At 43.1% G+C, this 22,191-nt stretch carries 25 protein-coding genes; 23 read left to right on the forward strand and 2 right to left on the reverse strand.

The window, feature by feature from the left end:
* Positions 1–49 precede the first annotated feature (49 nt).
* From AAFN85_RS16360 to AAFN85_RS16450, 19 genes are all read left to right on the forward strand, one after another.
* Positions 50–547 carry a hypothetical protein gene (locus AAFN85_RS16360; protein ID WP_347528677.1) on the forward strand — a complete coding sequence of 166 codons (498 nt, stop codon included), beginning with the start codon at positions 50–52 and terminating at the stop codon, positions 545–547.
* 124 nt (positions 548–671) lie between these two features.
* Positions 672–950: a DUF4134 domain-containing protein gene (locus tag AAFN85_RS16365; RefSeq protein WP_347528888.1), complete on the forward strand. Its 279-nt coding sequence runs from the start codon at positions 672–674 to the stop codon at positions 948–950.
* Positions 947–1,282, forward strand: a complete 336-nt coding sequence (locus AAFN85_RS16370; RefSeq protein WP_347528678.1) for a DUF4133 domain-containing protein — start codon at positions 947–949, stop codon at positions 1,280–1,282. Before AAFN85_RS16365 ends, AAFN85_RS16370 begins: the two co-directional genes overlap by 4 nt.
* Positions 1,269–3,719 carry a TraG family conjugative transposon ATPase gene (locus AAFN85_RS16375; RefSeq protein WP_347528679.1) on the forward strand — a complete coding sequence of 817 codons (2,451 nt, stop codon included), beginning with the start codon at positions 1,269–1,271 and terminating at the stop codon, positions 3,717–3,719. Before AAFN85_RS16370 ends, AAFN85_RS16375 begins: the two co-directional genes overlap by 14 nt.
* A gap of 11 nt (positions 3,720–3,730) precedes the next feature.
* Entirely contained in the window at positions 3,731–4,108 is a 378-nt protein-coding gene (locus AAFN85_RS16380; RefSeq protein WP_347528680.1) for a hypothetical protein, read from the forward strand.
* An 85-nt stretch (positions 4,109–4,193) separates the two neighbouring features.
* Complete coding sequence (locus tag AAFN85_RS16385) at positions 4,194–4,907, forward strand: conjugal transfer protein TraI (protein ID WP_347528681.1); 714 nt, start codon at positions 4,194–4,196, stop codon at positions 4,905–4,907.
* Positions 4,894–5,541 (forward strand): hypothetical protein, encoded by a 648-nt coding sequence (locus AAFN85_RS16390; RefSeq protein ID WP_347528682.1) that lies wholly within the window; start codon positions 4,894–4,896, stop codon positions 5,539–5,541. The genes AAFN85_RS16385 and AAFN85_RS16390 overlap by 14 nt, the downstream gene beginning before the upstream one ends.
* Complete coding sequence (locus tag AAFN85_RS16395; protein ID WP_347528683.1) at positions 5,528–6,193, forward strand: TerB family tellurite resistance protein; 666 nt, start codon at positions 5,528–5,530, stop codon at positions 6,191–6,193. Before AAFN85_RS16390 ends, AAFN85_RS16395 begins: the two co-directional genes overlap by 14 nt.
* A 1-nt stretch (position 6,194) precedes the next feature.
* Entirely contained in the window at positions 6,195–7,454 is a 1,260-nt protein-coding gene (traJ, locus tag AAFN85_RS16400) for a conjugative transposon protein TraJ (RefSeq protein WP_347528684.1), read from the forward strand.
* Positions 7,455–7,492: 38 nt separating this feature from the next.
* On the forward strand, positions 7,493–8,110 hold the full coding sequence (traK, locus tag AAFN85_RS16405) for a conjugative transposon protein TraK (RefSeq protein WP_347528685.1): 618 nt from the start codon (positions 7,493–7,495) through the stop codon (positions 8,108–8,110).
* A gap of 1 nt (position 8,111) precedes the next feature.
* The gene (locus AAFN85_RS16410; protein WP_347528686.1) at positions 8,112–8,324 is read left to right on the forward strand and encodes a hypothetical protein; all 213 of its coding nucleotides are present in this window, start codon (positions 8,112–8,114) and stop codon (positions 8,322–8,324) included.
* Between the two features lie 20 nt (positions 8,325–8,344).
* Positions 8,345–9,412 (forward strand): conjugative transposon protein TraM, encoded by a 1,068-nt coding sequence (traM, locus tag AAFN85_RS16415; protein WP_347528687.1) that lies wholly within the window; start codon positions 8,345–8,347, stop codon positions 9,410–9,412.
* A gap of 7 nt (positions 9,413–9,419) precedes the next feature.
* Entirely contained in the window at positions 9,420–10,751 is a 1,332-nt protein-coding gene (locus tag AAFN85_RS16420; RefSeq protein ID WP_347528688.1) for a hypothetical protein, read from the forward strand.
* A gap of 57 nt (positions 10,752–10,808) precedes the next feature.
* The gene (locus AAFN85_RS16425) at positions 10,809–10,988 is read left to right on the forward strand and encodes a histone H1 (RefSeq protein ID WP_347528689.1); all 180 of its coding nucleotides are present in this window, start codon (positions 10,809–10,811) and stop codon (positions 10,986–10,988) included.
* A gap of 868 nt (positions 10,989–11,856) precedes the next feature.
* Positions 11,857–13,284: a PAS domain S-box protein gene (locus AAFN85_RS16430; protein ID WP_347528690.1), complete on the forward strand. Its 1,428-nt coding sequence runs from the start codon at positions 11,857–11,859 to the stop codon at positions 13,282–13,284.
* Positions 13,285–13,292: 8 nt separating this feature from the next.
* Positions 13,293–13,703 carry a response regulator gene (locus AAFN85_RS16435; RefSeq protein ID WP_347528691.1) on the forward strand — a complete coding sequence of 137 codons (411 nt, stop codon included), beginning with the start codon at positions 13,293–13,295 and terminating at the stop codon, positions 13,701–13,703.
* Between the two features lie 229 nt (positions 13,704–13,932).
* On the forward strand, positions 13,933–14,502 hold the full coding sequence (locus AAFN85_RS16440) for a hypothetical protein (protein WP_347528692.1): 570 nt from the start codon (positions 13,933–13,935) through the stop codon (positions 14,500–14,502).
* Positions 14,503–14,533: 31 nt separating this feature from the next.
* Positions 14,534–14,824 carry a DUF1330 domain-containing protein gene (locus AAFN85_RS16445; protein ID WP_347528693.1) on the forward strand — a complete coding sequence of 97 codons (291 nt, stop codon included), beginning with the start codon at positions 14,534–14,536 and terminating at the stop codon, positions 14,822–14,824.
* 188 nt (positions 14,825–15,012) lie between these two features.
* Entirely contained in the window at positions 15,013–16,002 is a 990-nt protein-coding gene (locus tag AAFN85_RS16450) for a beta-ketoacyl-ACP synthase III (protein WP_347528694.1), read from the forward strand.
* Between the two features lie 131 nt (positions 16,003–16,133).
* Here AAFN85_RS16450 and AAFN85_RS16455 read toward each other — a convergent pair whose 3' ends face one another.
* A complete protein-coding gene (locus AAFN85_RS16455; RefSeq protein ID WP_347528695.1) occupies positions 16,134–16,745 on the reverse strand; it encodes a TetR/AcrR family transcriptional regulator in 612 nt (203 codons plus the stop codon).
* A gap of 131 nt (positions 16,746–16,876) precedes the next feature.
* Between AAFN85_RS16455 and AAFN85_RS16460 the strand changes: the two genes are divergently transcribed.
* From AAFN85_RS16460 to AAFN85_RS16470, 3 genes are all read left to right on the forward strand, one after another.
* Positions 16,877–17,467 carry a carbonic anhydrase gene (locus AAFN85_RS16460; RefSeq protein ID WP_347528696.1) on the forward strand — a complete coding sequence of 197 codons (591 nt, stop codon included), beginning with the start codon at positions 16,877–16,879 and terminating at the stop codon, positions 17,465–17,467.
* Between the two features lie 87 nt (positions 17,468–17,554).
* Complete coding sequence (locus AAFN85_RS16465; protein ID WP_347528697.1) at positions 17,555–18,184, forward strand: hypothetical protein; 630 nt, start codon at positions 17,555–17,557, stop codon at positions 18,182–18,184.
* A gap of 1,370 nt (positions 18,185–19,554) precedes the next feature.
* Positions 19,555–20,433 (forward strand): NmrA family NAD(P)-binding protein, encoded by an 879-nt coding sequence (locus tag AAFN85_RS16470; RefSeq protein WP_347528698.1) that lies wholly within the window; start codon positions 19,555–19,557, stop codon positions 20,431–20,433.
* Positions 20,434–20,606: 173 nt separating this feature from the next.
* Here AAFN85_RS16470 and AAFN85_RS16475 read toward each other — a convergent pair whose 3' ends face one another.
* Positions 20,607–21,047, reverse strand: coding sequence for a hypothetical protein (locus AAFN85_RS16475; protein WP_347528699.1), 441 nt, complete (start codon positions 21,045–21,047; stop codon positions 20,607–20,609).
* A 164-nt stretch (positions 21,048–21,211) separates the two neighbouring features.
* Here AAFN85_RS16475 and AAFN85_RS16480 point away from each other — a divergent pair, with 164 nt between their 5' ends.
* Positions 21,212–22,054: an SDR family NAD(P)-dependent oxidoreductase gene (locus AAFN85_RS16480; protein ID WP_347528700.1), complete on the forward strand. Its 843-nt coding sequence runs from the start codon at positions 21,212–21,214 to the stop codon at positions 22,052–22,054.
* Positions 22,055–22,191 lie beyond the last annotated feature (137 nt).

The raw sequence follows: 22,191 nt of genomic DNA on the forward strand, positions 1-22,191 counted from the left end.
TGCTTTTGTAATCCTTCCGCAATGGAGCGGCAGGAGAAAAGCAAATTTTATGATACTACATTTTTTTACGTGGCAGCAATTTTTGATTGCCGCGGTCATTTTCACAGTAGCCTGGTACGCGGGTTTTCTGCTGATCACAGCGAAAAACCGGACGAAGACAAACAAGGTTGAACGGCTGCAAAAGGAATGGGAGGATGAACTGCATGAAGACGACCTGATCGGCGCAAACAGGTTGCCAGAGGGAATTAGTGAAGTTGAAGCACATACACTCGACTTCGCGCCCAAAATTTGGGATGAAACGGAGGAGGAAAAGCGGGAAACCCAATTAGGCCTGATACCGGACTTGCTCCAGGACCTGAAGACCATTTTCAATATCCTGGAAAACGAAAACGGCACAAAGGACGATTTCTTTTCGCTTTTTGCACCGGTAAAAGCCAGGTATATCGTTATGTCCGGCTCAGCTCAGGAAGCCGCGCTTAACGAATTCATCCGCGAGAACGCCTTGTTCCCGATCTCGGATGAAGAGCTAATCAACCTATGGAATTAATCCCCTCAACCAACAAACCATGAAATCAATTCTTAAAGCGATCTATAATTATTTTAAAAACGGGATCAATGATTACCGGGCAGTATCGGCGGAGCAGAAGCGCATAGCGTTCACCAAGACGCTGATGTTTCTGATGGCCCTGCTGACAGCGAATTACTGTTTTGCTCAGGATGGTGCTGCCGGTATTACCCAGGCCACCACAATGGTCAAGGGCTACTTCGATGCGGGATGCAACCTGATGTATGCCATCGGTGCCGTACTTGGCATTGTCGGCGCAATCAAGGTGTTCCGAAAATGGAACGAGGGCGAGCCGGATACCAATAAGATTGCCGCCGCGTGGTTTGGTTCCTGTATCTTTTTAGTAGTTGTGGCTACAGTTATCAAATCATTCTTTGGATTATGAGCAGCGTTTATCAGGTTAACAAAGGCATCAATAAAGCAATCGAGTTTAAGGGCGTCAAAGCCCAGTACATCGGTTACCTCGCTGTTGGCCTGGTCGGCTTGTTGCTCCTCTACGCCATACTTTACATCTGCGGAGTCAACATGTGGGTTTGCCTGATCGTGATAGGCGGAACAGGAACCGGTTTGGTAATGGCAATTTTCAGGCTCAGCAATAAATACGGGCAACATGGCTTAGCCAAACGGAACGCCAGGCGTAATCTGCCTAACTATGTAAAATTCCGCTCAAGGAAATTATTTATTCATCTAACACAGCCAAGCGATGGTAAACATTGAAGATATATTACCGGTTTACAAAGTTGAAAATAACTGCATCTTGTCCAGGCAGGGAGATATCACGATTGCCTTCAAATTGGAGCTACCTGACATTTTCACCATGTCCGGCCAGGAATACGAAGCACTGCACCATGCCTGGATAAAGGCCATCAAAGTCTTGCCTCATCACAGTATTTTGCACAAACAGGATGTATTCGTTCGCGCAGGCTATAAGCCAAGTGGCGAAAAGGGCAGCTTTCTTGCAGAGGCCAGCGAGCACTATTTTGAAGGGAGGCCTTTCCTAAAGCATAGTTGTTACGTGATGCTAACCAAACAACCTGGAAACCGGAAAGCGGCAAACAGTGCTTATTCCTCCCTGATGCGAAAATCACCTGTTCCTGCGCAGTCCCTCAATGAGCAGATTTACCGTGATTTTATGGAAAAGGCAGGGGCCTTTGAACGGATCTTGGCGGACAGTAATTTGGTTTCACTAAAGCGCCTAACCAACGATGAACTTGCCGGAACCAAAACAAAGGCCGGCATTATTGAGCAGTATTGTTTTTTGCAGGCAGAAAACGAAAGGCCTTTCATCAATGACGTTCATCTCAAAGATGATATTCGTATAGGCCGCTATCACTGCCAGTTGTTCACGCTCTCAGATGTCGAAGACTTGCCCTCACTTTGCGGAAGCCGGGTAAACTATGACCGTTATAGTACCGACCGCACCAAGTTCAGTGTCGGTTTTGCCTCGCCTTTAGGTTTGCTTCTTGATTGTAACCACATCTGCAACCAGTTCATTTTTGTCGGTGATGCACAGAAGACGATCAAGGGACTGGAAAAGAAAAGGCTCCGCCTTCAATCCCTATCTGCTTACAGCCGGGAAAACGCTATTGCACGGGATGCGACCAGCGATTTTTTAGACGAGGCGATAGCCGAACAACGGCTGCCGGTCAAGGCACATTTCAATGTAATGACCTGGACAAACGATCCAAAAAGCATTCAGGAGATCAGGAATAAAGTAGGATCGGCGATGGCACAAATGGATGCCACAGCCAAGCAGGAAACGGACGGCGCACCACAGATCTGGTGGGCAGGTTTACCGGGCAACGCCGCTGACTTCCCCATGAATGACACCTTCGATACATTCCTGGAACAGGCCACCTGCTTCTTGAACCTTGAAAGTAATTACCGCAGCTCACTAAGCGGTGCCGGTATCCGTCTCGGCGACCGGCTCTCGGGCAGGCCGGTAAGGGCGGATATTTCGGACGAACCTATGCAGAAAGGTTTTATTACCAATCGTAACAAGATGATCTTGGGCCCCTCAGGTTCAGGTAAATCTTTTTTTACCAACCACATGGTTAACAGCTATTATGAACAGGGGGCACATATCGTTTTGGTAGACGTAGGCCACAGTTATCAAGGGCTTTGCGACCTGGTTGGCGGTTACTATTTTACTTATGAGGAAAATAACCCCATCAAGTTCAACCCGTTTTACATTGGCAAAGGCGAGGTACTGGACATAGAGAAAAAAGAAAGTTTAAAAACTTTGCTTTTAGCGCTCTGGAAGAAGGAAAACGAGAATTTCGCCAGGTCAGAATACGTTGCCATCTCCAACGCTATAACGCTCTATTACCAGCATTTGGCCAGGAAACCGGACACCTTTCCCTGCTTCAATTCCTTCTATGATTTTTTAATGGAAGAATACCTGGTCGTACTCGAAAACGGTAAGGTCAAGGAAAAAGATTTCGATATAGGCAACCTGCTGTATGTGCTTAATCCATACTATAAGGGCGGCGAATTTGACTACCTGCTGAACGCTACCGAAAACCTTGACCTGCTCAACGAGCGCTTCATAGTATTCGAATTGGACAATATTAAAAGCCATGAAATTTTGTTCCCGGTGGTTACGATCATCATTATGGAAGTATTCATTTCCAAGATGCGAAAGCTGCCTAAGAATGTCCGCAAGCTCATTTTAATTGAAGAGGCCTGGAAAGCTATTGCCAAGGACGGCATGGCAGAATACATTAAATACCTCTTTAAGACCGTCCGTAAATTTTTCGGGGAGGCTATCGTAGTCACCCAGGAGGTGGAGGACATTTTGAGTAGCCCGATCATCAAACAGGCCATTGTGAATAACAGTGATTGCAAGATCCTGTTAGACCAAAGTAAATACCAGAACAAATTTGATGACGTGCAGGAATTGCTGGGCCTGACTGAAAAGGAAAAAGCGCTTATACTGTCCATGAACAAAGCCAACGACCCGGCCTACAAATACAAGGAAGTGTTTATCAGCCTCGGCGGACAAAGTTCCAAAGTGTACAGGACGGAGGTGTCACCCGAGGAGTATTATGCTTACACCACGGAGTCATCGGAAAAAGCTGAAGTAATGGAATATGCCAATCATTACGGAAGCATGGAAAAAGGGATCGCGGCATTAGTTGAACGTAAAAAATAAAATCGAAAGCTATGAAAAAGTTCATTTATCCATTAGCAATCGCAGTTCTGGGATTGGCTGCATGCCAGGGTGAAAACAGTAAAGTCAAAGACTTCATTCCCGGCAGGTATGTAAACGAAGTGCAAAGCGAATACAGCGTCGCTAACGATACGCTGATCATCGAACCGGCCAGGAATACGGAAAGCATTTACACCATTACACGAAAGACCGGTTTCAGGCGCATCACACAGGGCAAACTCCAGCCTTTACAGCAACAGGTTAAACACTGGACGGGCGAATGGGACGGGCAAAAACAAACGATGCAGATCATGCAAACCGGGAATGTTTTGCTGTTCAATCCGGAAAAGGGTACGCTGCTGAACGGTAATAGCGAATACCGGAAGCTTTAAATTCCAACGGGTAATTCCGGCCCGACCCAATTAACGCAATTTATTTAATCAATCGTGCCCCCTTACTGGGGTAAGGGGGCCTTTTATGCAAAATCCAGAAGAAAGCGATATGAACGCATTAAAAAAATACATGGTAATCCTGCCGGTTTCGGCCATTACCATCTTCGTTACCATCCCGAAAGGGGCCGATGCGCAGACCGTTGTCGGATCAGTGATTTCATCGACCGTCGGGCGCGTAATCCGGGCAATCGACCTGAAAATACAAAGCATGCAGAATAAAACGATCTGGCTGCAAAACGCGCAAAAAGCACTTGAAAACCAATTGTCGAAACTGAAGCTTACCGAGATATCGGACTGGTCATCCAAACAAAAAGACCTTTTCGGCCAATACTACCAGGAGTTATGGGATATTAAATCAGCTATTGCCTACTATTCCAAAATTGCCGAACTCACGCAGAAGCAGGCAGCCCTGGTTAATGCTTATACCCACAGATGGGGCCTGTTAAAGAATGACCGGCATTTCACCGTGGATGAGCTGAGCTACATGACAAGGGTCTATTCCGGTATCCTGGAAGCAAGTGTAACAGACCTTGACCAGATCCTTGATGTCATTCACGCCGGCAAAACTCAAATGCCTGATGCTTCGCGTATGGAATTGATCAACAAGGCCGCTGACCACATGGACTCCAATTACAATGACCTGCAACAGTTCAATAACCAAAACGCGATCCTGAGCCTCCAAAGGGCAAAGGATGAAAACGAAGTATTAACCCTCAAAAAGTATTATGGTATCGATTAAAGCAAAGATCGCGATCCTCTGCCTGGTGTTTCCTGCACTGGTTTTTCAACAAGCGAGGGCACAAAGCTGGGACGAGTGGTTTCATCAAAAGAAGACCCAGATCAAATACCTGGAACAACAAATTGCTGCTTTGAAAGCAGAAGAGCTATCGTTAAGGCAGGGTTATGATATGCTGAAAAGCGAGTGGAACGCTATCGCAGGATTTAAGAATGGCGAGTTTAAACTGCACCAGGATTTTTATCAATCCCTGTCCGGGGTTAAACCGGAAGTCAGGAGCAGCGCGAACCTTGCGGCAATACAGGCAGAACAACAAAGTATTATCAGTCAATTGAACGCCATCAGGAGCCTTAATGGCTTGACCGAAAATGAACAGGCCTATGTTACTGAAGTGAGTCAAAATCTCGTCGCACAGCTTAACAGCGACCTCGACGACCTGCAAAGTGTACTTACAACCGGTGAACTTCAGATGGGCGATGATGAGCGCATAAGGCGGTTGCAACGGATCAGTGCGTCCATTAAGGATAAATATGTTTTTACCTGCTCTTTCTGCAGGACAGTTCAACTCTTATGTGCACAGCGACAACAAGACAATCATGAGGTGGAAACGCTAAGGAGGTATTATGAAGTTAAATAAATGGCTACGAGGCCCTCGTAAAGTTTGGGGAATACTCGTCTTGTGCATCATTCTTTGCAGTTTGGCTTTTCAGCCTTCAAAGGCCCAAACCTCGACGGCGCAGGATACACAGCAATTGATATTGGATATTGAAAAACTAACGCAGTTCAAAGCGATACTAACCGACATGCAGACCGGTTACACCATCCTTACCCAGGGTTACGGCGAGGTTAAGGACATTTCGGAGGGCAATTTCAACCTGCATTCTGCATTCCTGAACGGCTTGATGGCCGTAAGCCCAGGGATCAGAAAGTACGGACGGATTGCGGACATTATTGAAAACCAAGCCAGGATCGTTTCGGAGTACAAAAAATCCTGGAAACAGGCAAACGCAGGCAGGCGGTTTAACGCTCATGAATTAGCGTATGTCAATAGTGTTTATCAGCATTTGTTAAACGAAAGCGTAGCCAATCTTGGCAATCTGACCAATATCATCACCGCAAATAACTTGCGGATGAGCGATGGTGAGCGTCTCACTGCAATCGATAATATCTATGCGGACACCCAGCGTAAACTTGTTTTCATGCGTCATTTCAACAACCAGGTTGCAATCCTTTCGGTGCAGCGACAAAAGGCCGCGAACGAAATACAAACCTTTAAAAATCTTTATTAAGATGAAAGCAACGACTATTTATAGTTTGACAGCGCTAATTTTCCTGATCGGCATGCCGCACATGTCCAGAGCGGACGGCCTTGCGGACGACCTCAAAGGAATGCAGCCGGTACTCGATAACGTGTATAGCCAGATGCTGCCGCTTTGCGGCCAGCTTATCGGCACCGCGCGGGGCATAGCCGGATTTGCAGCTTTATGGTTTATCGCTTCAAGGGTATGGCGGCAGATCGCCGCTGCGGAAGCTATCGACTTTTATCCCTTGCTGCGGCCTTTCGCGCTCGGCATGGCCATCCTGCTTTTTCCTGCCGTGATCTCCCTGATGAATGGTGTCTTGCAGCCGGTCGTCTCGGCCACGGCCAGCATGGTTCAAACCAGCAATACTGCTGTCGCCCAATTACTCAAACAAAAGGAAGCAGCGGTTAAAAACTCCGATGCTTACCAGATGTACGAAGGCGCAGACGGGAATGGTGACCAGGATAAGTGGTACAAGTACACCCATCCGGACGATCCGAACGGCGATAACCAAGGCGTATTCGACGGCATCGGCAATGACATTAAGTTTTGGGCGGCAAAGCAATCTTATTCCTTTCGTAACAGCATTAAGCAATGGCTATCCGAAGTGTTGGAGGTGGTTTATTCCGCAGCTTCCCTTTGTATAAATACGGTACGAACCTTTTTCCTGGTGGTACTCGCCATCCTGGGCCCATTGGTTTTCGGGCTATCCGTATTCGACGGATTTCAGCATAGCTTGCACCAATGGCTGGCACGCTATATCAATATATTCCTCTGGCTGCCTATCGCGAACATTTTCGGCGCGATCATCAGCAAAGTGCAGGAAAATATGCTGAAGCTGGATATTTCGCAGATACAGAACCAGGGGGACACTTTTTTTTCGAGTACTGACACGGCATATCTGGTGTTCCTGCTGATCGGTATCCTCGGTTATTTTTCCGTTCCGACCGTCGCCAATTTCATCGTGCATGCTCACGGGCAAAACGGAATGCTGCAACGGGTAAACAGTTTGGCAGCGGGCGGGATCAGCACCGTTACGAGTGTTGGCACAAGCGTAACGACAAGTTCGGGCCAGATTGCCGCATCGACTGCGGGCGCGGCTGCGAGGATTGCTCCGCAGGCGGCTACAAGAGCAGGAAGAGGGGCATATAATATATTGACTGCTCCTATGAACTATTGGCGAGGCTATCACAGTGCAGGTTCGGGAGGAAGTGAACATCAAAAAGATCGGCTCTCGGGTAAAAGTTAATAAACCAATCACCTCTAATACCCATTCGGGATAAAAATATGTTTCAACAACTCAAAAATATAGACACGGTTGCCCGGCTTCAAAGACTGTTTAACATCTTCCTGATGCTGGTCAATGGGATCGTATTATGTTTTGCTATCTACAAAAGTTATGACTTCGCGGAAAAGGCGCAAAATAAAGTACACATCCTTTACAACGGCAAAGCGTTAGCTGCCTTTACATCAGACCGTAAAACTAACCTGCCTGTAGAACTACGCGATCACATCAAAACATTCCACGAAGATTTCTTTACACTGGCACCGGATGACGGGCAAATAGATACGGCGATCAGGAAAGCATTGTACCTGGCTGATAACTCCGCGAAAAGGGTTTATGATAATCTGAAGGAAGCCAATTATTTCAATAATCTCATTTCCGGCAACATCAATCAGCAAATCACCGTGGATAGCATCCGGCTGGATATGAACGGCTATCCCTGGGATTTTACCTGCTATGGCACCGAAAAGCTGATCCGCGCCACAAGCACGGTCACACGTAAACTCGTCACACAAGGCAAAGTCAGCGATCTTAAAACCGAAACGGACAAAAATCCTCACGGCTTTCTCATACAAGGATGGGAGATTTTGGAGAACAACGATCTGCCTCAAAGCAAATGACATGAAGGTATTTAAAGACAAATTAAATAAGCATCAAAGCGGGATCGGGATCCGGATCGGTCAGCGAATTACTAAAGTACAACGGGTGATTGCGGATAAACTTAACCGGGAAACGCAACACTGGAACAATGCCTCCAAGTGGCTGATGCTGGCCGTGATCTGCCTGCTGTTTGGTGGGGGAAGCTTGTGGCTCCTGATCCTTGCATGGTATTAATAAAATAAAATATTAAACAAATGAAACAACAAACTGAAGAACAAAAAGCCAGGCTGCGTAAATTCCTGTTAGTGTTGCCTGTGATCATTATTTTCTGCGCGGCGCTTTTATTCGCTGCCTTGGGAGGCGGCAAAGGCACACCGGACGACCAGCCAAGCGGTAACAAGGGGATAAATACCAGGTTACCTGACGCAAAATTTGGCAAAGCACAGCCGCAGGATAAGCTTAGTCTGTACGATCAGGCGACTAAAGACTCTGTTAAATCAAGGGGCGATGCCAATAACCCCATATTCAGCCTGAATGAAGGCCACGGAGGATATTCAACTAACAGTCCTTCAGCCGATGCCAGTGCCGCTAAGATCAATCAAAAACTGTCTGAGATAAGCCGGGAGATCAACAAGCCCGAGCCTGTTGTGAAACCCTCAACATATTCACCAAATCTAACCCAGAGCACCTCCGAAACCGACAAACTGACGGGTATGCTTCAGGCAATTAATAACAAAAATTCAGAAGATCCTGAACTCAGGCAATTGAATGCAATGCTGGATAAGATAGCTGCAATACAAACACCTGTACCGGCCCAACCGACACCGGCAAATACCGCTCCGCAAGTGAAAGCGGACAGCATATTTAAGGCCATACCTGCGATAATAGAGGGAAATCAGAAGGTCGCACAAGGGGGCGTGGTCAAATTGCGTATTCTGGATTCCATAGTGGTGAAAAACGTCAAAATCCCGAACGGTCAATTGCTTTTCGGTGCCTGCAATATCACTAACCAGCGGTTATTGCTCGATATCAAAAACATCCGGATCGGCACATCCATCATACCGGTATCGTTTTCAACTTATTCCCTTGATGGCTTAGCCGGAATAGACGCGCCCGAAGCCGAATTGGCTGAAGCGGCCGGAACCGGTACAGCAAATGCAGTGCAGGGCATGGAGCTTTTACCGATGGATATGTCGCTAAGCACGCAGGCAGCCAGTGCCGGTATAAATGCAGCTAAAACGCTGATCAGTAAAAAGGCAAAAAAGATCAAAGTTAAACTGCATAATGGGCAGCAGGTATTGCTCCGATTAAATAAATACTGATATGAGTTTGTTAACCACAGATCATGCGGCGGAGATCATCGGGAAGATGGAAAAAGCGCAGGGCAATGGCGTGGGCTATGTCGTTGTGGAAACCCGCCCGGGGGAAGCGCAGTTAAAAGCAAGCGATATACAAGTTTTCAAAACGCTGGACGATGCGCTCGATTACCTGGACGAAAAAGAGGAGTTGGGTCATGTACCAGGATTCGGTACTGAGGAGCACCCGCTATATTACCAGCGCATCGAAAATCTCATTGCGGATCTCAAAACTGCGAATCCCACAGAAGCGCTGACGACAAATGTTTCTGAAAAGATGGCAAATGATAAACCAATAAATCATCGTACAATGAATTTAAACAATCTGCAAGACCTAAAGAAAGAGGTGACCGCATTGGGTTTCAGTCCCAAAACGGCAGACGAACTGGAAAAGAACATGCGACAATTACCGCAGCACTTTACCGTCAAAGATCAATTACCCGGTGATAAAGGCCAGGTTGACCTTACCCTGCATTTTCACAAATCGGGTGTTTCGGATACCTACAATTTCGGCAAATACGAAGCGGTCGCGGGCAAAGTGCCGCCGTCAGCACCGAACCAATCGTACATGGTGTTGACGGAAAATAAAGACAATAAAGAAAAGCCGCTTGTAAAAACGTTCGATAGCCCGAACGAAGCTATCGAGTTTTTTAAAAAGCAAAAAGGGACAAGCGAATTAAGTATTGGTGAAAGCGCGGAAAGCAGGCATTTACTGGCCAGCAAGGATACCGGCAAAGTAAATTTCGTGCATGATGATTTCCGCGGTGCTTATTTCAGCCCCGCGATTAAGCAAACGTTCTACGTGAAAGAAGGAGCCGGTTACTCGGCAAGTCAAGCTGCCAATATGGTCCAGGGCCGGACTGTCCACCGGGATGACCTGATCAATCCGAGGAACGGCGAAGGCTATAAGGCCTGGATAAAGCTTGACTTTGAACAGAAAAAAGATGATTGGGGCAACTTTAAGCTAAAGCAGATGAACGATCCGGCATTCGGATTTGACTTAGAAAAAACACTTAAAGGGTTTAAAATTAAAGAATTGTCCGACCCGGCTCAAAAGGAGGCTATCATGTCCGCGATGAAAAACGGCGACCGTGTAGCTGTCACTGCCGTAAACCGTGAAGGCAAAGAGGTGAAGTTGATGGCTGAAGCCGCACCGCAATATAAAACGCTCGATCTCTACAGTGAGAAAGGTAAAAGGGAAAAGCGGGAACTATACAAAAAGCCCGAAACTTCACAATCAGAAACCAAGAGCCAGGCTAAGGTTAAGGAAAAGGATCTGGAAGAAGGCCGTTCAGTTAAAATATAATTTTTCCGGCCTTCTAAATATTAAATCAATTTATTTATTAACCATAAAATCAATAAAATGACAAAGTTCAAGGAATTACAGGATGTGTTAAACACAGTTGAACAAGATGCTGCCAGGTTTTACGAAAAAGGCAACAGAGCCGCAGGAACCCGCTTACGCAATGGCTTGCAGCAAATCAAAGTGTTGGCAACAGAAATACGCAAAGACGTGACGAGCCTGAAGAAAAAGGCAAACTAAACTCTAAAAGTATTCTCTAAAAAAAAGCCATCCGGTATCGGGTGGCCTTTTTTATGCCTTTAAAGGTGCAAAACCTCAGCGGTGCAGTCGCTTCATTCCGTTCCTGCATTCAGCAACTTCCCGCGGCAGGCACAGGCTGCGCCAGTGCCACTTTCATTTCGGCTACACTGTTTTATGCCCATTAAAAGTGCGTTCTCAGCCTTTTATTAAACAAATTTCTGATAAGCCGTCCACAAAGCAAGCCCGAGCCCTGCGGGTTTTGGAAAAAAAATGTTCTTCTCATTTTTTTATCGGATGCCGCTATCGCGGCGGGCGTTGGAAAAAAAAATTAAGGCCATGTGTTTCTTAGGTTCACAAAACAAACCCTTTATAAAAGTATTCATTTTATTATACCTTAATAGTATTGTTGGCACCGAGGCGTTTCTTGACGCTAACATGCCACCGAATGAACTGCGCACTTGAAATCGGTTTAGGCGTTTTCATATATCGCCAAAAAATAAGCGGAGATAGGAAATATCAATTCTCTCTTTAACGAAAAAAATGCGAAGTTCATTCTACAACAAATAAAATTTGCTTCAACTCCCTTTTTGATAGATCCCTTTAAGTTCATCTATCCAATCGAACTTATTTCAAAAACCATGAACTAAGTTATGCATAATAACAACGTAGATATTGTCGTCTGCATAAAGATATCACATTATAGTAGAATCTCAGGTGAAATGCGTTGTTTAAAAATTCAATGTGATTCCTTCAGGCCAAGGGATTAAGCAATTACAAGTTTGTATCATAACCCAAATGGCTTTTTTTAAACCATGAACTAAATATTAACATATTGCGTATATTTTTGGCATAACGTTATTTTATTTTAATGCAATCAAAACTTGATTTATACCAACGCGTAACCCCCCTTGCCGGCCTCGGCATTTTTGAAAGAAATTTTTTTTCCGGAGAGTTTTACTGGAATAGCGTAATTAGGAAAATACTCGATGTCGATGAAAATTTTTCACCACAACTAGAGGAATCTCTCAAATTTTACAAAAATCCCCAGGAGGTTCGTGAACTCATTGATTTAGCGATTCACACCCAAGTCCCGCAGACGAAGCGGCTTGAACTTATAACAGCGAAAAATGATCTAAAATGGGTAACTATTTGGATTCAAGCTGATGTTTTAGATGGTAAGTGCATGCGTATATATGGTACGTTGCAAGACATAACGAAAGAAATTAAGCTTCAACGCTTGCTGGAGGAACGCGAAATGCGTTTTAGCAAAGCGTTCGATCATGCCCCAATCGGTATGGCACTTGTATCTCTGCAAGGAGGCTGGATAAAGGTAAATCGCAGTTTATGTAACTTGCTGGGATATGATGAGGAGGGTTTTTTGCAACACACTTTTCAAGATTTTACCCATCCGGAGGATCTGGATAGCGACCTCAAGCAATTGCAGGAGCTCTTACATGGTACCATCAACACGTATAGCATGGAAAAACGATACTTCCATCATGATGGCAGAATCATATGGGCCCTTTTGAATGTTTCTCTTGTTCACGATGAGTTTGGCGTACCCCTGTATTTCGTATCTCAAATCAAGGACATTACTGAAAGAAAGAAGAATTCAGAAATTATAAGAGGACAAAATAGTCGCTTACTGAACTTCGCACACATCGTTTCTCACAATTTACGGTCGCATACCGGAAATATTCAGATGCTTACAAATATGATAATCACCGAAGATGATCGAGATGAGCAAATGAACCTTATAAAAATGTTAAATGTAAACGCAGGTAACTTGCTTGATACTCTATCAAATTTAAATGAAATTGTCAAGGTGCATGACAACGGTCAGGCTGGCAAAGTGTCGGTCCGTTTAGAGCAGGAAGTACAACGGGTTATTGACATTCTCTCTGCTACAATTATGCAAAGCGAAGCCCAAGTTGATATTATTATAGCCAAGGATTTGAGCGTAGAATTTAATCCAGCTTATTTGGAAAGTATTTTAATTAATTTAATTAGTAATACATTCAAATATCGACACCCTGATCGAACTCCCCGAATTATCATCACAGCAAAAAAGACTCCCAGTCAAGTTTTGCTGAGTGTCCAAGACAATGGTTTAGGAATAGATCTCAATTTACATGGACATAAATTATTCGGAATGTACAAAACTTTTCACCGGCATCCAGATGCTAGGGGAATGGGATTATTTCTTGTCAAGAATCAAGTTGAAGCTATGGGCGGAAGAATTTGGGCGGAAAGTGAACCCGGTACCGGAACTACATTTACAATTGAATTTGAGTAAATTTGCAAATGAAAAAATTAGATATTGCGTGCCTTATTGACGACGACACTATGTATACATATCTGTTAAGCAAGCAAATGCGGCTAATCGATTTTTGTGATAGTATACTTGTCTTCAATGATGGTGATGAAGCTTTGAGGTATCTTCGCCCAATCATTGAAACTCCCGAAACTTTACCTTCAGTTATTTTACTGGATATTAATATGCCGGTATTAGATGGGTGGCAATTTCTAGACGAATTCACAAAATTTAAAATAGGTAAAGAAATCACTGTCTATATTGTAAGCTCATCCATTGATCAGGCCGATCATGTCAAAGCCGCCTCCTACAAGGAAGTTTCCAACTTTTACGTTAAACCAATCACAAACGATCATTTGCTCGAAATGCTCAAAGAAATCGGAGCTAAAAAGGAGATTTAAATAGATAAAGATCTCTGTATATCGACTCCATTTTAAAGATCTGTCCGAAATTTTTTAATTGTTAAACTTGGCTCAATCTTTATAAAATTAATTCAATTCAAAACATACTAATTAGTATGTTTTATATACATTTGCGTTAGGTAATCTTGTAAAAAAGATCAACGTCGTAAAATAACATACTAAGTGGTATGTAATATTTTTTAATTGGCATCTTAAGAAACACAGTTTTATGATAATAAGTGAATTATTAACAGCCATCAAAGGCAATAAATGGGCAAGTTTGGCTACGGAAATTCGTCCAAGTACGGTTAAAACAGAAAGCGGAGAGGTCAAGCCCCTCTATTGTTCTCGTGAGTTCGAATACTTATCTGATGAAGGTTTTACACTTAGATTCGTCACGTATGCTGATGCTTTCGGAAAAGTCCCCTTGGTGGAGATGAATATGGCTGGTCATATTCAACTTGGACAACCTCATCCCATAATCGAAGGTGCGTTTGAGATAGATTACACGGCCGACAGCTTTTTTGTTATTACCATTAAAAATGTTCAGTTAGCAGCAGCGCTCAATCAAAGTGTAAGTTCCGAAACAGGTGAATGGGTGATAAACGAGCCTAAGCAAATACTGGGAAAGTCCGTACCAGCCTTTGGATTACAACAGGGACAACCATTTAAAGAATACGATTTAATCTTACTCAAAGACAATATGCTCTTTAATGGTGCACGTCATATAGATGGCAGGCCGTTTGACAGCCCGGCAAATAGGCCTACAAATCTTCAAATTCCTCTGAGGAAATCTTAATAACATAAATATTTATAAAACAATTAAAACTATGTCAGCTTACATTTTATTTCAAAGACTAAACACGAAAGACGCAGAGGAATTAGACTTTTACGAAAAAAACATCGCTACTGCAGTTGGAAATCACCCCATTGAGATATTAGCTTATGGTACAAAACATGAGAATTTGGAAGGTCAGCCAACTGAAACAGCAAGGTTAGTAAAGTTTCCATCGATGGAAGATGCAAAAAAGTGGTATTACAGCGATGAATATACCGCACTACGCGAACATCGTACTAAAGGCGGCGACCATATGGCTGTACTTTTTGAAGGGAATGACTAATCATTCTTTAAAATTTTGCCTGTTGTTACTCACAAGAAGATTATGAGAATCGCTGGCTTAAGGTTGGATGTCTTTTGCCAGCGTCTCTTTTCAAACTATTTGTTTGACAATGCTAATTTCTTACGATAGAGCCTCACAAGATCCATTGAGAGGTCCACTCAAATAAATTACTTTTAGGAGATTATATAATGAACAAAATATTAGCCGCAATTACTGCGGTGCATGGATATGTCCCAGATTCTGTATTGACAAATCATGATTTAGAAAGAATCGTAGATACTAATGATGAATGGATTACCAGCAGAACTGGGATTAAGGAAAGGCGTATTTTGACTGGTGAAGGGCTGGCAACTTCAGACATGGCAGTCCCCGCGGTGAATGGATTACTAACAAAACGAGGAATATCAGCAGATCAGATAGACCTCATTATTTTTTGCACCTCAACGCCAGATATGCTTTTCCCAGCTACTGCTAATATTTTAGCGGATAAAATTGGGGCTAAAAATGCTTGGGGATACGATTTACAAGCAGCCTGTTCCGGCTTTTTATTTGGACTGGCTACAGCTGCATCTTTTATTGAAAGCGGTAAACACAGCAAAGTTTTAGTGGTCGGAGGCGATAAAATGTCATCAATTATAAATTACGAAGATCGGGCGACCTGCATAATATTTGGAGATGGGTGCGGTTGTGCTTTAATCGAACCAAATTCCGAAGGCCTGGGTATAATGGACTCAATTCTCAAAAGTGATGGATCTGGCCGGGAGTTTTTATATCAGAGAGCCGGAGGTTCTCTAAAACCCGCAACCCATGAAACGGTAGACGCAAAAGAGCACTATGCATTTCAGGAAGGGCAGTCAGTATTTAAGTTTGCAGTTACAAATATGGCAGATGTCGCTGCTGAGATAATGGAGAAAAACCAATTGGCGGCTGAAGACGTTGCCTGGCTTGTGCCTCATCAAGCTAATAAGCGAATTATCGATGCAACTGCAAATCGCACTGGAATTCCTTCTGAAAGAGTAACTGTCAATATTGAGCGATATGGTAACACAACTAACGGAACCATACCCCTTTGTTTATGGGAATGGGAAAATCAATTCAAAAAGGGAGATAATTTAATAATAGCGGCCTTTGGTGGTGGTTTTACCTGGGGATCGCTATACTTAAAATGGGCGTATTGATTTAATGTTATGTAGAACTTATACAGTAATCACCCATGAACCGGCAGCCTGCCCAATAAATTAATTTAATACATAAAGAAGCTGCAATTATAGGCAGCTCTTTTATTTCCAGTCGTTCCGGTATTATTAGCTTAAATTGTTGCTAAAAGATCTTCTGCAATTTTTTTATCAAACAAAGCAACCTCTCGATTTCCCGATATCATTGCAATTATCGGCGCTCCTGTAATGAGGCTCAATAATTGAGCAACAAGTATTTCGGACTTTTCGGCGGTCGTAAGTTTGTCCAAACGAGATTTGATAAAAGCGGCCCACTGAATAAAATGTTGATCTACTTTATCCCGAAGCGGTTTTGAATCAGTATAATTAAACTCATTCATCCCACGATTGAAAGCACATCCGTTAAAATCCTCTTCCGAAAACCATTCATATAATGAATCAAAAATTGCTAAGATTTCCGCTTTTGGATTTCCGTCAAGTAAAGATACCCTTTTCTCCAGATCTTTAAACCGAAGGGCCTCCCTGAAATCCAAACATGCTGCCATCAAATCTGTCTTGGACGGAAAATATTGATAAAATGATCGTTTAGAAACGCCGCTTTCTGCTATTATCCGGTCTATACCAATAACGTTAAACCCGAATTTGTTGAAGAGCGCATAAGCGGTCTTTAAAATTCGCTCCTTGGGTTTCAATTTTTCTATTTCAGCCGTGCGCAGATCCTTAAAATCTAAAACAGAAGTCTCCATAATTATCATCCTTTAGTAACCTTTTAAAAAAGTAAACAGATTTGTCTACTTTTTATTTGGAATGTAGACAGAACTGTTTACTTTTGACAAAGATAATTAATAAACGCATTTAAAATAAAGGAGAAAAAAAAATGACAAATTACAACCAATTCGAATTCAGGAATCAACCCTGGTTCGATCAAAACAATTTTCAGGGATTCAATCAAGCCATCCCGATGAAATCACTTGTGATCTATTGCTTTGACCCACGTGCCGCAGAGATCCCGCAAAAAGTTGCTGAACATTATGAGGGCGAAGTGTACCCAGGCGAAAACATTATAAATGAAGGCGCTAAGATAGGCCACACCAGAACATTATTTGAAGTGTCAAATGCTGGAGGTCGTGCATTATCTGCTCTTCAATCAGTAGCTACTATGGAATATCTGTTCCATTTCGAAAACATATATGTTGTTCACCATTCTTTTTGCGGCGCAACAGCGTTCACACCTGACCAATTAGTTAATGAATTTCACGATCATCATCACGCAGATTTAACCGAACTGTTTGATCATGACAGCTTGGCTATCATGGATTATGAGAAATCGATCAAACACGACATAGATTTGCTTCGCAACAGCCCTGCTGTCCCAAAGAATATTAACCTTTATGGCCTTTTCTATGAGATGAATTCCGGTGAATTGACTGAAGTGATTCGCGACATTCCTGCTGTTGAGCACGCGTAAATTAATTAGGCGGCTCTGTTAACTAATAGACCGCCTTTGTTTTCTTATTCATCAGCCGCTTTTTGAAAGCGTCACAATAATTTTATTATGATCTTGGACATCAAAGTTCCCGACTCCAGTATTGCCAGGGAGGCTGAAGAGTTTGCCCGTTCTGTTTCCAGCGACGTGTTGTTTAACCATGTTATGCGCTGTTATTATTTCGGCGAGCTATTTGCGAAGCAAAGAAACGCTAAAATTGATCACGAACTTATGTTCGTTTCATCTGTGCTTCACGACTTAGGTTTTACCGAAGCAGGCCACGGACCGAACAGATTTGAAATCGAGGGTGCACATGCAGCCCGAAATTTCCTTTTAGAAAGAGGTGTGCCGGATGAAAGAACGTGGCAGGTATGGCATAACATTGCTTTACATGTCGGTGATATGAACCTTTTTAAAGACGAAGCTACCCGTATTATGCAATTTGGAATACTTTATGATTTAACAGCCTTGCCTCCCGAAATAAGTCTTAATCCTAAAGACGTTGCCGAAATATTGTACCACTATCCACGGGTTGGATTCAAGCGTGGCTTTTTAGAGGTTTTTGAAAAAGAGCTGGACAGTAAACAGCCTTATCCCCACCGATTCCATTTATGCAGCTGCATCGAACATCATCGAACCGGAACCCTTGCCATTCCAAAACCGGAAGACTTTTTAGGCAGCGCGCCATTTGACGAGTGAGCGTCGGTTGCAGCCTTATTCATCAGTAGTTTCTAAATCTCTCTGACAGCATTTGCCGGAGAGATTTATTTTTTTGCTTTACAAAAGATACTAAGTAGTATGTTTTGTATAACTTCGTACCCTATAATTCAAAATGTATCCGACGATTCTAATCATCCATTCGCTGGTACGCTGGCTCGTACTGATCGGCTTGCTAATTTCAATTACCAGGGCATATCGCGGTTGGTTATTTGAGCGAATGTTTACGTCTCAAGATAACGGCGTTAGACACTGGACTGCGACGATTGCACACATACAGCTTGTTTTAGGCCTTTGGCTTTACTCAATCAGCCCCCTCATCGACTATTTTTTACACCGTTACAGTCAAGCTGTCTCCCAACGGGGGATCAGATTTTTCGGAATGGAACACAGCGTCATGATGGTGCTGGCCATTATCGTTATTTCTATTGGATCAGCTAAGGCAAAACGCAAGATCGACGACCGTGGGAAATTCAAGACCATGGCTATATGGTATACCATAGGACTTCTCATTATCCTGGCGAATATACCCTGGCCGTTTTCGCCTTTGACCAGCAGACCTTATTTAAGACATTTTTAGATAATAAATTGAAATCCATGATTAGAAATTACAAACCGTTGATTTGGACTTTGGCAATAGCCATAAATGGACTTATCGTTTTCGCGATATTTCTTCCCCATAAAGAGAATTTTGCGCGATACAGTCTATCATTTCTTCCACTTTTGGAAGCAATCATGAACGGATTAACCTTTATTTTTCTCTTACTGGCACTCATTGCTATCAAACGGAAAAAAATACAGGTTCACCGCAATCTCGTATGGGCCGCATTTTTTTGCACGTTAATCTTTTTAGGCTCGTATCTTCTTCATCATTTTACAACTCCGTCAACCAAGTTCGGCGGCCACGGTGGTATTCGTTATATCTATTATTTTATATTGGTCACCCACATTTTTCTCGCTATCATCATAGTTCCTCTGGCATTAATATCAATAGGCAGAGGTTTAAATATGCAGATTGAATTACATAAGAAAATAACGCGTTGGTCTATGCCGATTTGGCTTTATGTAAGTTCTACAGGAGTAATTGTGTACTTATTGATATCGCCTTACTATAAATAGTACTACTTTATCATTGGGCCGGTAAGGTTAATATTATTTATCATTCCAATCATAGCCAACCAAAGGCTACAAACCATAGCCTTCCTGAAATTTGGTGCTAAATGGGCAATAAGACTAAGATAGCGGCATAAAAGTGATAGTAAATCTGAAATTAGTGTTAGCACCCGCTTTTGGGTTAAAACTACCTTTGACTATGCAAAATTCGAGCATTCAATAATAAAAATATTTTCAAAATGGAAAAGCAAATTAAGGTACTGATAACCGGTGCGACCGGTAAAAGCGGCGGAGCTGCTGTTGACGAGTTATTAAAGATGGGATATCCAGTAAGGGCGATGGTGCGTAGTCAAGATGATCGTTCCAGGCAACTTGAGCAAAAAGGCGTTGAGGTCGTATTAGGTGACCTGCTGAATCTTGACGACATTTCTGCAGCTATGAAAGGCATAGACACCGCTTACCTGGTTTTCCCGATATTAGTCCCCGGGGTGTTAGAAGCAACAGCTTATTTTGCCCAGGCAGCTAAAGAAAATGGTCTGAAAGGCATAGTCAACATGTCGCAAATCTCGGCGAGACGTGAAGCCAAGAGCAATGCAGCTCAGGATCATTGGGTAGGTGAACAGATTTTAAATGCAACGGGCATTCCGACCGTTCACTTAAGACCAACTTTTTTTGATGACTGGTTCCTTTATATCCGCGACCTTATTCAGGAAAACAATGAAATTGTTTTGCCCTTTGGTAACGGACGATGGGCACCTGTTGATTCAGCTGACCTGGGCCGAGTTGTTGCCAAGGCCGCAACCGAAACCGACACCTATGGCGGCCAGATTCTTAAACTTTATGGTCCGAATGAATATAACGTTTTCGAAATGGCGGAGGTCATATCCAAGGTGTTAGAAAAATCAGTTGAATATAAGCCGGTTACTATTGATCAATTCTTTGAGATCAATTCAAAGAAACCTGCCAGTGAGCATTTTATACAACACGTTACCCACGTGGCTGAGGATTGTGTTAACGGCATCTTTGCCGGAACTAACGATCTAATTGAAACTATAACCGGAAAACAACCTACAACACTTTCCGACTTTTTCGAAAAGAATAAAGCTATCTTTATTTAATTTCCGGAACAGAACTGGCCGCTAACGCGTACACATTATAAGCTTATCCTACTTGCTTTAGAGTAATTAGAATGAGCTTATAATATTTTATTCGATATCCCTGCATAAAAGAACAGGTTATCAAAGTTTAATACGCACCCAGACCCTTGTAGTAAAAGTGGACGCTATAAGCACTATAAGTCGTCTAGCTTTTGCTGTTCTTCCTTTGAAAACTGGACATGTTGCGAAATATCTTTGACCATATTACGGGCGAAGACAGCACCCGCTTCATCGCTTTTCATCACATCGTCATCGCGAAGATCGGCGTTCGGACCATAAATAGCTTGCATTAGATCTCTGCGTTGCCCCATCTCTTTCACCTTATCGTCGACCGTTTTGATCATCGAAGTATCAGGTATGCCATGTTCTGCCAAATCCCTGAAATCCCGGTACTTTCCAAGATTTACTTTCATGACCTTCTGAAAAGTTTCTCCCCATTGCAGCATTTCTTCCTTGGTATAATTTGAATTGTTTTTCTCCGCTATGTATCGTACCATAGCCAGGTATTGCTCCGGAGTGCCATTAAAGCGTCTGCCAAGACCAAATAATTTACCTAAAAAAGTTAGAAACCCCATGTCGTATCAGATTAATGGTATCAGTAAATAAGTGATAGTAATTCTGAAATTAGCGTTAGCACCACCATACGCTCCCCATCTACCTTTGAATAAGCAGTATCCGAAGCATGTAAGCATGCGGGTATTTGTGCTATTAGTTTAAAATTAATCATTAAAAATAAATCATGAAACAAAAAGTTTGGTTTGTAACAGGTGCCAGTAAAGGATTTGGCCTTGAAATCGTAAAGGAAGCCCTTGCGGCCGGGGATAAAGTTGTCGCAACGGTCCGCAATAATGCCGCTGCTTTGCTGTCTGATCTTGGTAGCCCTTCAGAACTTACCGTTGTCACCATGGATGTAGTAAAAGAACTAGAAGTAAAACAGGCGGTGAATGATGGTATTGCAAAATTTGGACATTTTGACGTGGTCGTAAATAATGCCGGGTTCGGCATTGTCGGTGCTATCGAGGAAGCTTCCGATGAGGAAGTAAGGCGTCAGTATGATACCAACGTATTTGGGGTGCTGAATGTAGTTCGCGCGGTATTACCACACTTAAGAGAAAGAAAATCAGGCCACATTATTAATATATCATCGTTGTTCGGTTATGGGGCTTTACCTGCCTGGGCCTTGTACGGTTCTACTAAATATGCTGTTGAGGGCATTTCTGAAGGCCTTTCGCTTGAACTTGCTCCATTTAACATCAAAGTTACTTCCCTGGCACCAGGGTTATTTCGTACTCAATTCCTGAACTCCCAATCTTATTCTGCTACGGCCAACGTTATAGCTGATTACGCGGAAACAATGGTTGGACAAATGAAAAACGTTCCCGATTCACTGCATGGCAATCAGCCTGGCGATCCCGCTAAACTTGCAAAAGTGGTCATTGAACTGGCTGCTGTGGAAAATCCTCCGCTTCATTTGCCTGTTGGACAAGACTCCTTTCAAACCTACAGGACAAACCGTGATAAAATCAGTCACGAAATAGAAAAATGGGCTGATAAATTTACACCGACAGAAATCTCTGCCTAATGCTATCAGTATCAATAGTATGCTCAATGTTGGACGTTAAGATCATTTAGCTCACGTCTGTCATTTAACAGGAATTTGAAAAACAAATTTTTTAGGCGACAAAGTATTAATATATGAATTGATTACTTTTAATTATT

Origin of the sequence: Mucilaginibacter sp. CAU 1740 (genome assembly GCF_039839285.1) — a bacterium.
GTDB lineage: Bacteria > Bacteroidota > Bacteroidia > Sphingobacteriales > Sphingobacteriaceae > Mucilaginibacter.

Excerpts from the sequence above, each read along its gene's own strand:
- AAFN85_RS16465 (WP_347528697.1), top strand. The coding sequence starts at position 17,555 with ATGATCTTGGACATCAAAGTTCCCGACTCCAGTATTGCCAGGGAGGCT.
- AAFN85_RS16375 (WP_347528679.1), top strand. The coding sequence starts at position 1,269 with ATGGTAAACATTGAAGATATATTACCGGTTTACAAAGTTGAAAATAAC.
- traM (WP_347528687.1), top strand. The coding sequence starts at position 8,345 with ATGAAACAACAAACTGAAGAACAAAAAGCCAGGCTGCGTAAATTCCTG.
- AAFN85_RS16435 (WP_347528691.1), top strand. The coding sequence starts at position 13,293 with ATGAAAAAATTAGATATTGCGTGCCTTATTGACGACGACACTATGTAT.
- AAFN85_RS16425 (WP_347528689.1), top strand. The coding sequence starts at position 10,809 with ATGACAAAGTTCAAGGAATTACAGGATGTGTTAAACACAGTTGAACAA.
- AAFN85_RS16470 (WP_347528698.1), top strand. The coding sequence starts at position 19,555 with ATGGAAAAGCAAATTAAGGTACTGATAACCGGTGCGACCGGTAAAAGC.
- AAFN85_RS16360 (WP_347528677.1), top strand. The coding sequence starts at position 50 with ATGATACTACATTTTTTTACGTGGCAGCAATTTTTGATTGCCGCGGTC.
- AAFN85_RS16480 (WP_347528700.1), top strand. The coding sequence starts at position 21,212 with ATGAAACAAAAAGTTTGGTTTGTAACAGGTGCCAGTAAAGGATTTGGC.
- AAFN85_RS16440 (WP_347528692.1), top strand. The coding sequence starts at position 13,933 with ATGATAATAAGTGAATTATTAACAGCCATCAAAGGCAATAAATGGGCA.
- AAFN85_RS16445 (WP_347528693.1), top strand. The coding sequence starts at position 14,534 with ATGTCAGCTTACATTTTATTTCAAAGACTAAACACGAAAGACGCAGAG.
- AAFN85_RS16390 (WP_347528682.1), top strand. The coding sequence starts at position 4,894 with ATGGTATCGATTAAAGCAAAGATCGCGATCCTCTGCCTGGTGTTTCCT.
- AAFN85_RS16370 (WP_347528678.1), top strand. The coding sequence starts at position 947 with ATGAGCAGCGTTTATCAGGTTAACAAAGGCATCAATAAAGCAATCGAG.
- AAFN85_RS16475 (WP_347528699.1), bottom strand. The coding sequence starts at position 21,047 with ATGGGGTTTCTAACTTTTTTAGGTAAATTATTTGGTCTTGGCAGACGC.
- AAFN85_RS16455 (WP_347528695.1), bottom strand. The coding sequence starts at position 16,745 with ATGGAGACTTCTGTTTTAGATTTTAAGGATCTGCGCACGGCTGAAATA.
- traJ (WP_347528684.1), top strand. The coding sequence starts at position 6,195 with ATGAAAGCAACGACTATTTATAGTTTGACAGCGCTAATTTTCCTGATC.
- AAFN85_RS16395 (WP_347528683.1), top strand. The coding sequence starts at position 5,528 with ATGAAGTTAAATAAATGGCTACGAGGCCCTCGTAAAGTTTGGGGAATA.
- AAFN85_RS16450 (WP_347528694.1), top strand. The coding sequence starts at position 15,013 with ATGAACAAAATATTAGCCGCAATTACTGCGGTGCATGGATATGTCCCA.
- AAFN85_RS16460 (WP_347528696.1), top strand. The coding sequence starts at position 16,877 with ATGACAAATTACAACCAATTCGAATTCAGGAATCAACCCTGGTTCGAT.
- AAFN85_RS16365 (WP_347528888.1), top strand. The coding sequence starts at position 672 with ATGTTTCTGATGGCCCTGCTGACAGCGAATTACTGTTTTGCTCAGGAT.
- traK (WP_347528685.1), top strand. The coding sequence starts at position 7,493 with ATGTTTCAACAACTCAAAAATATAGACACGGTTGCCCGGCTTCAAAGA.
- AAFN85_RS16380 (WP_347528680.1), top strand. The coding sequence starts at position 3,731 with ATGAAAAAGTTCATTTATCCATTAGCAATCGCAGTTCTGGGATTGGCT.
- AAFN85_RS16410 (WP_347528686.1), top strand. The coding sequence starts at position 8,112 with ATGAAGGTATTTAAAGACAAATTAAATAAGCATCAAAGCGGGATCGGG.
- AAFN85_RS16385 (WP_347528681.1), top strand. The coding sequence starts at position 4,194 with ATGCAAAATCCAGAAGAAAGCGATATGAACGCATTAAAAAAATACATG.
- AAFN85_RS16430 (WP_347528690.1), top strand. The coding sequence starts at position 11,857 with ATGCAATCAAAACTTGATTTATACCAACGCGTAACCCCCCTTGCCGGC.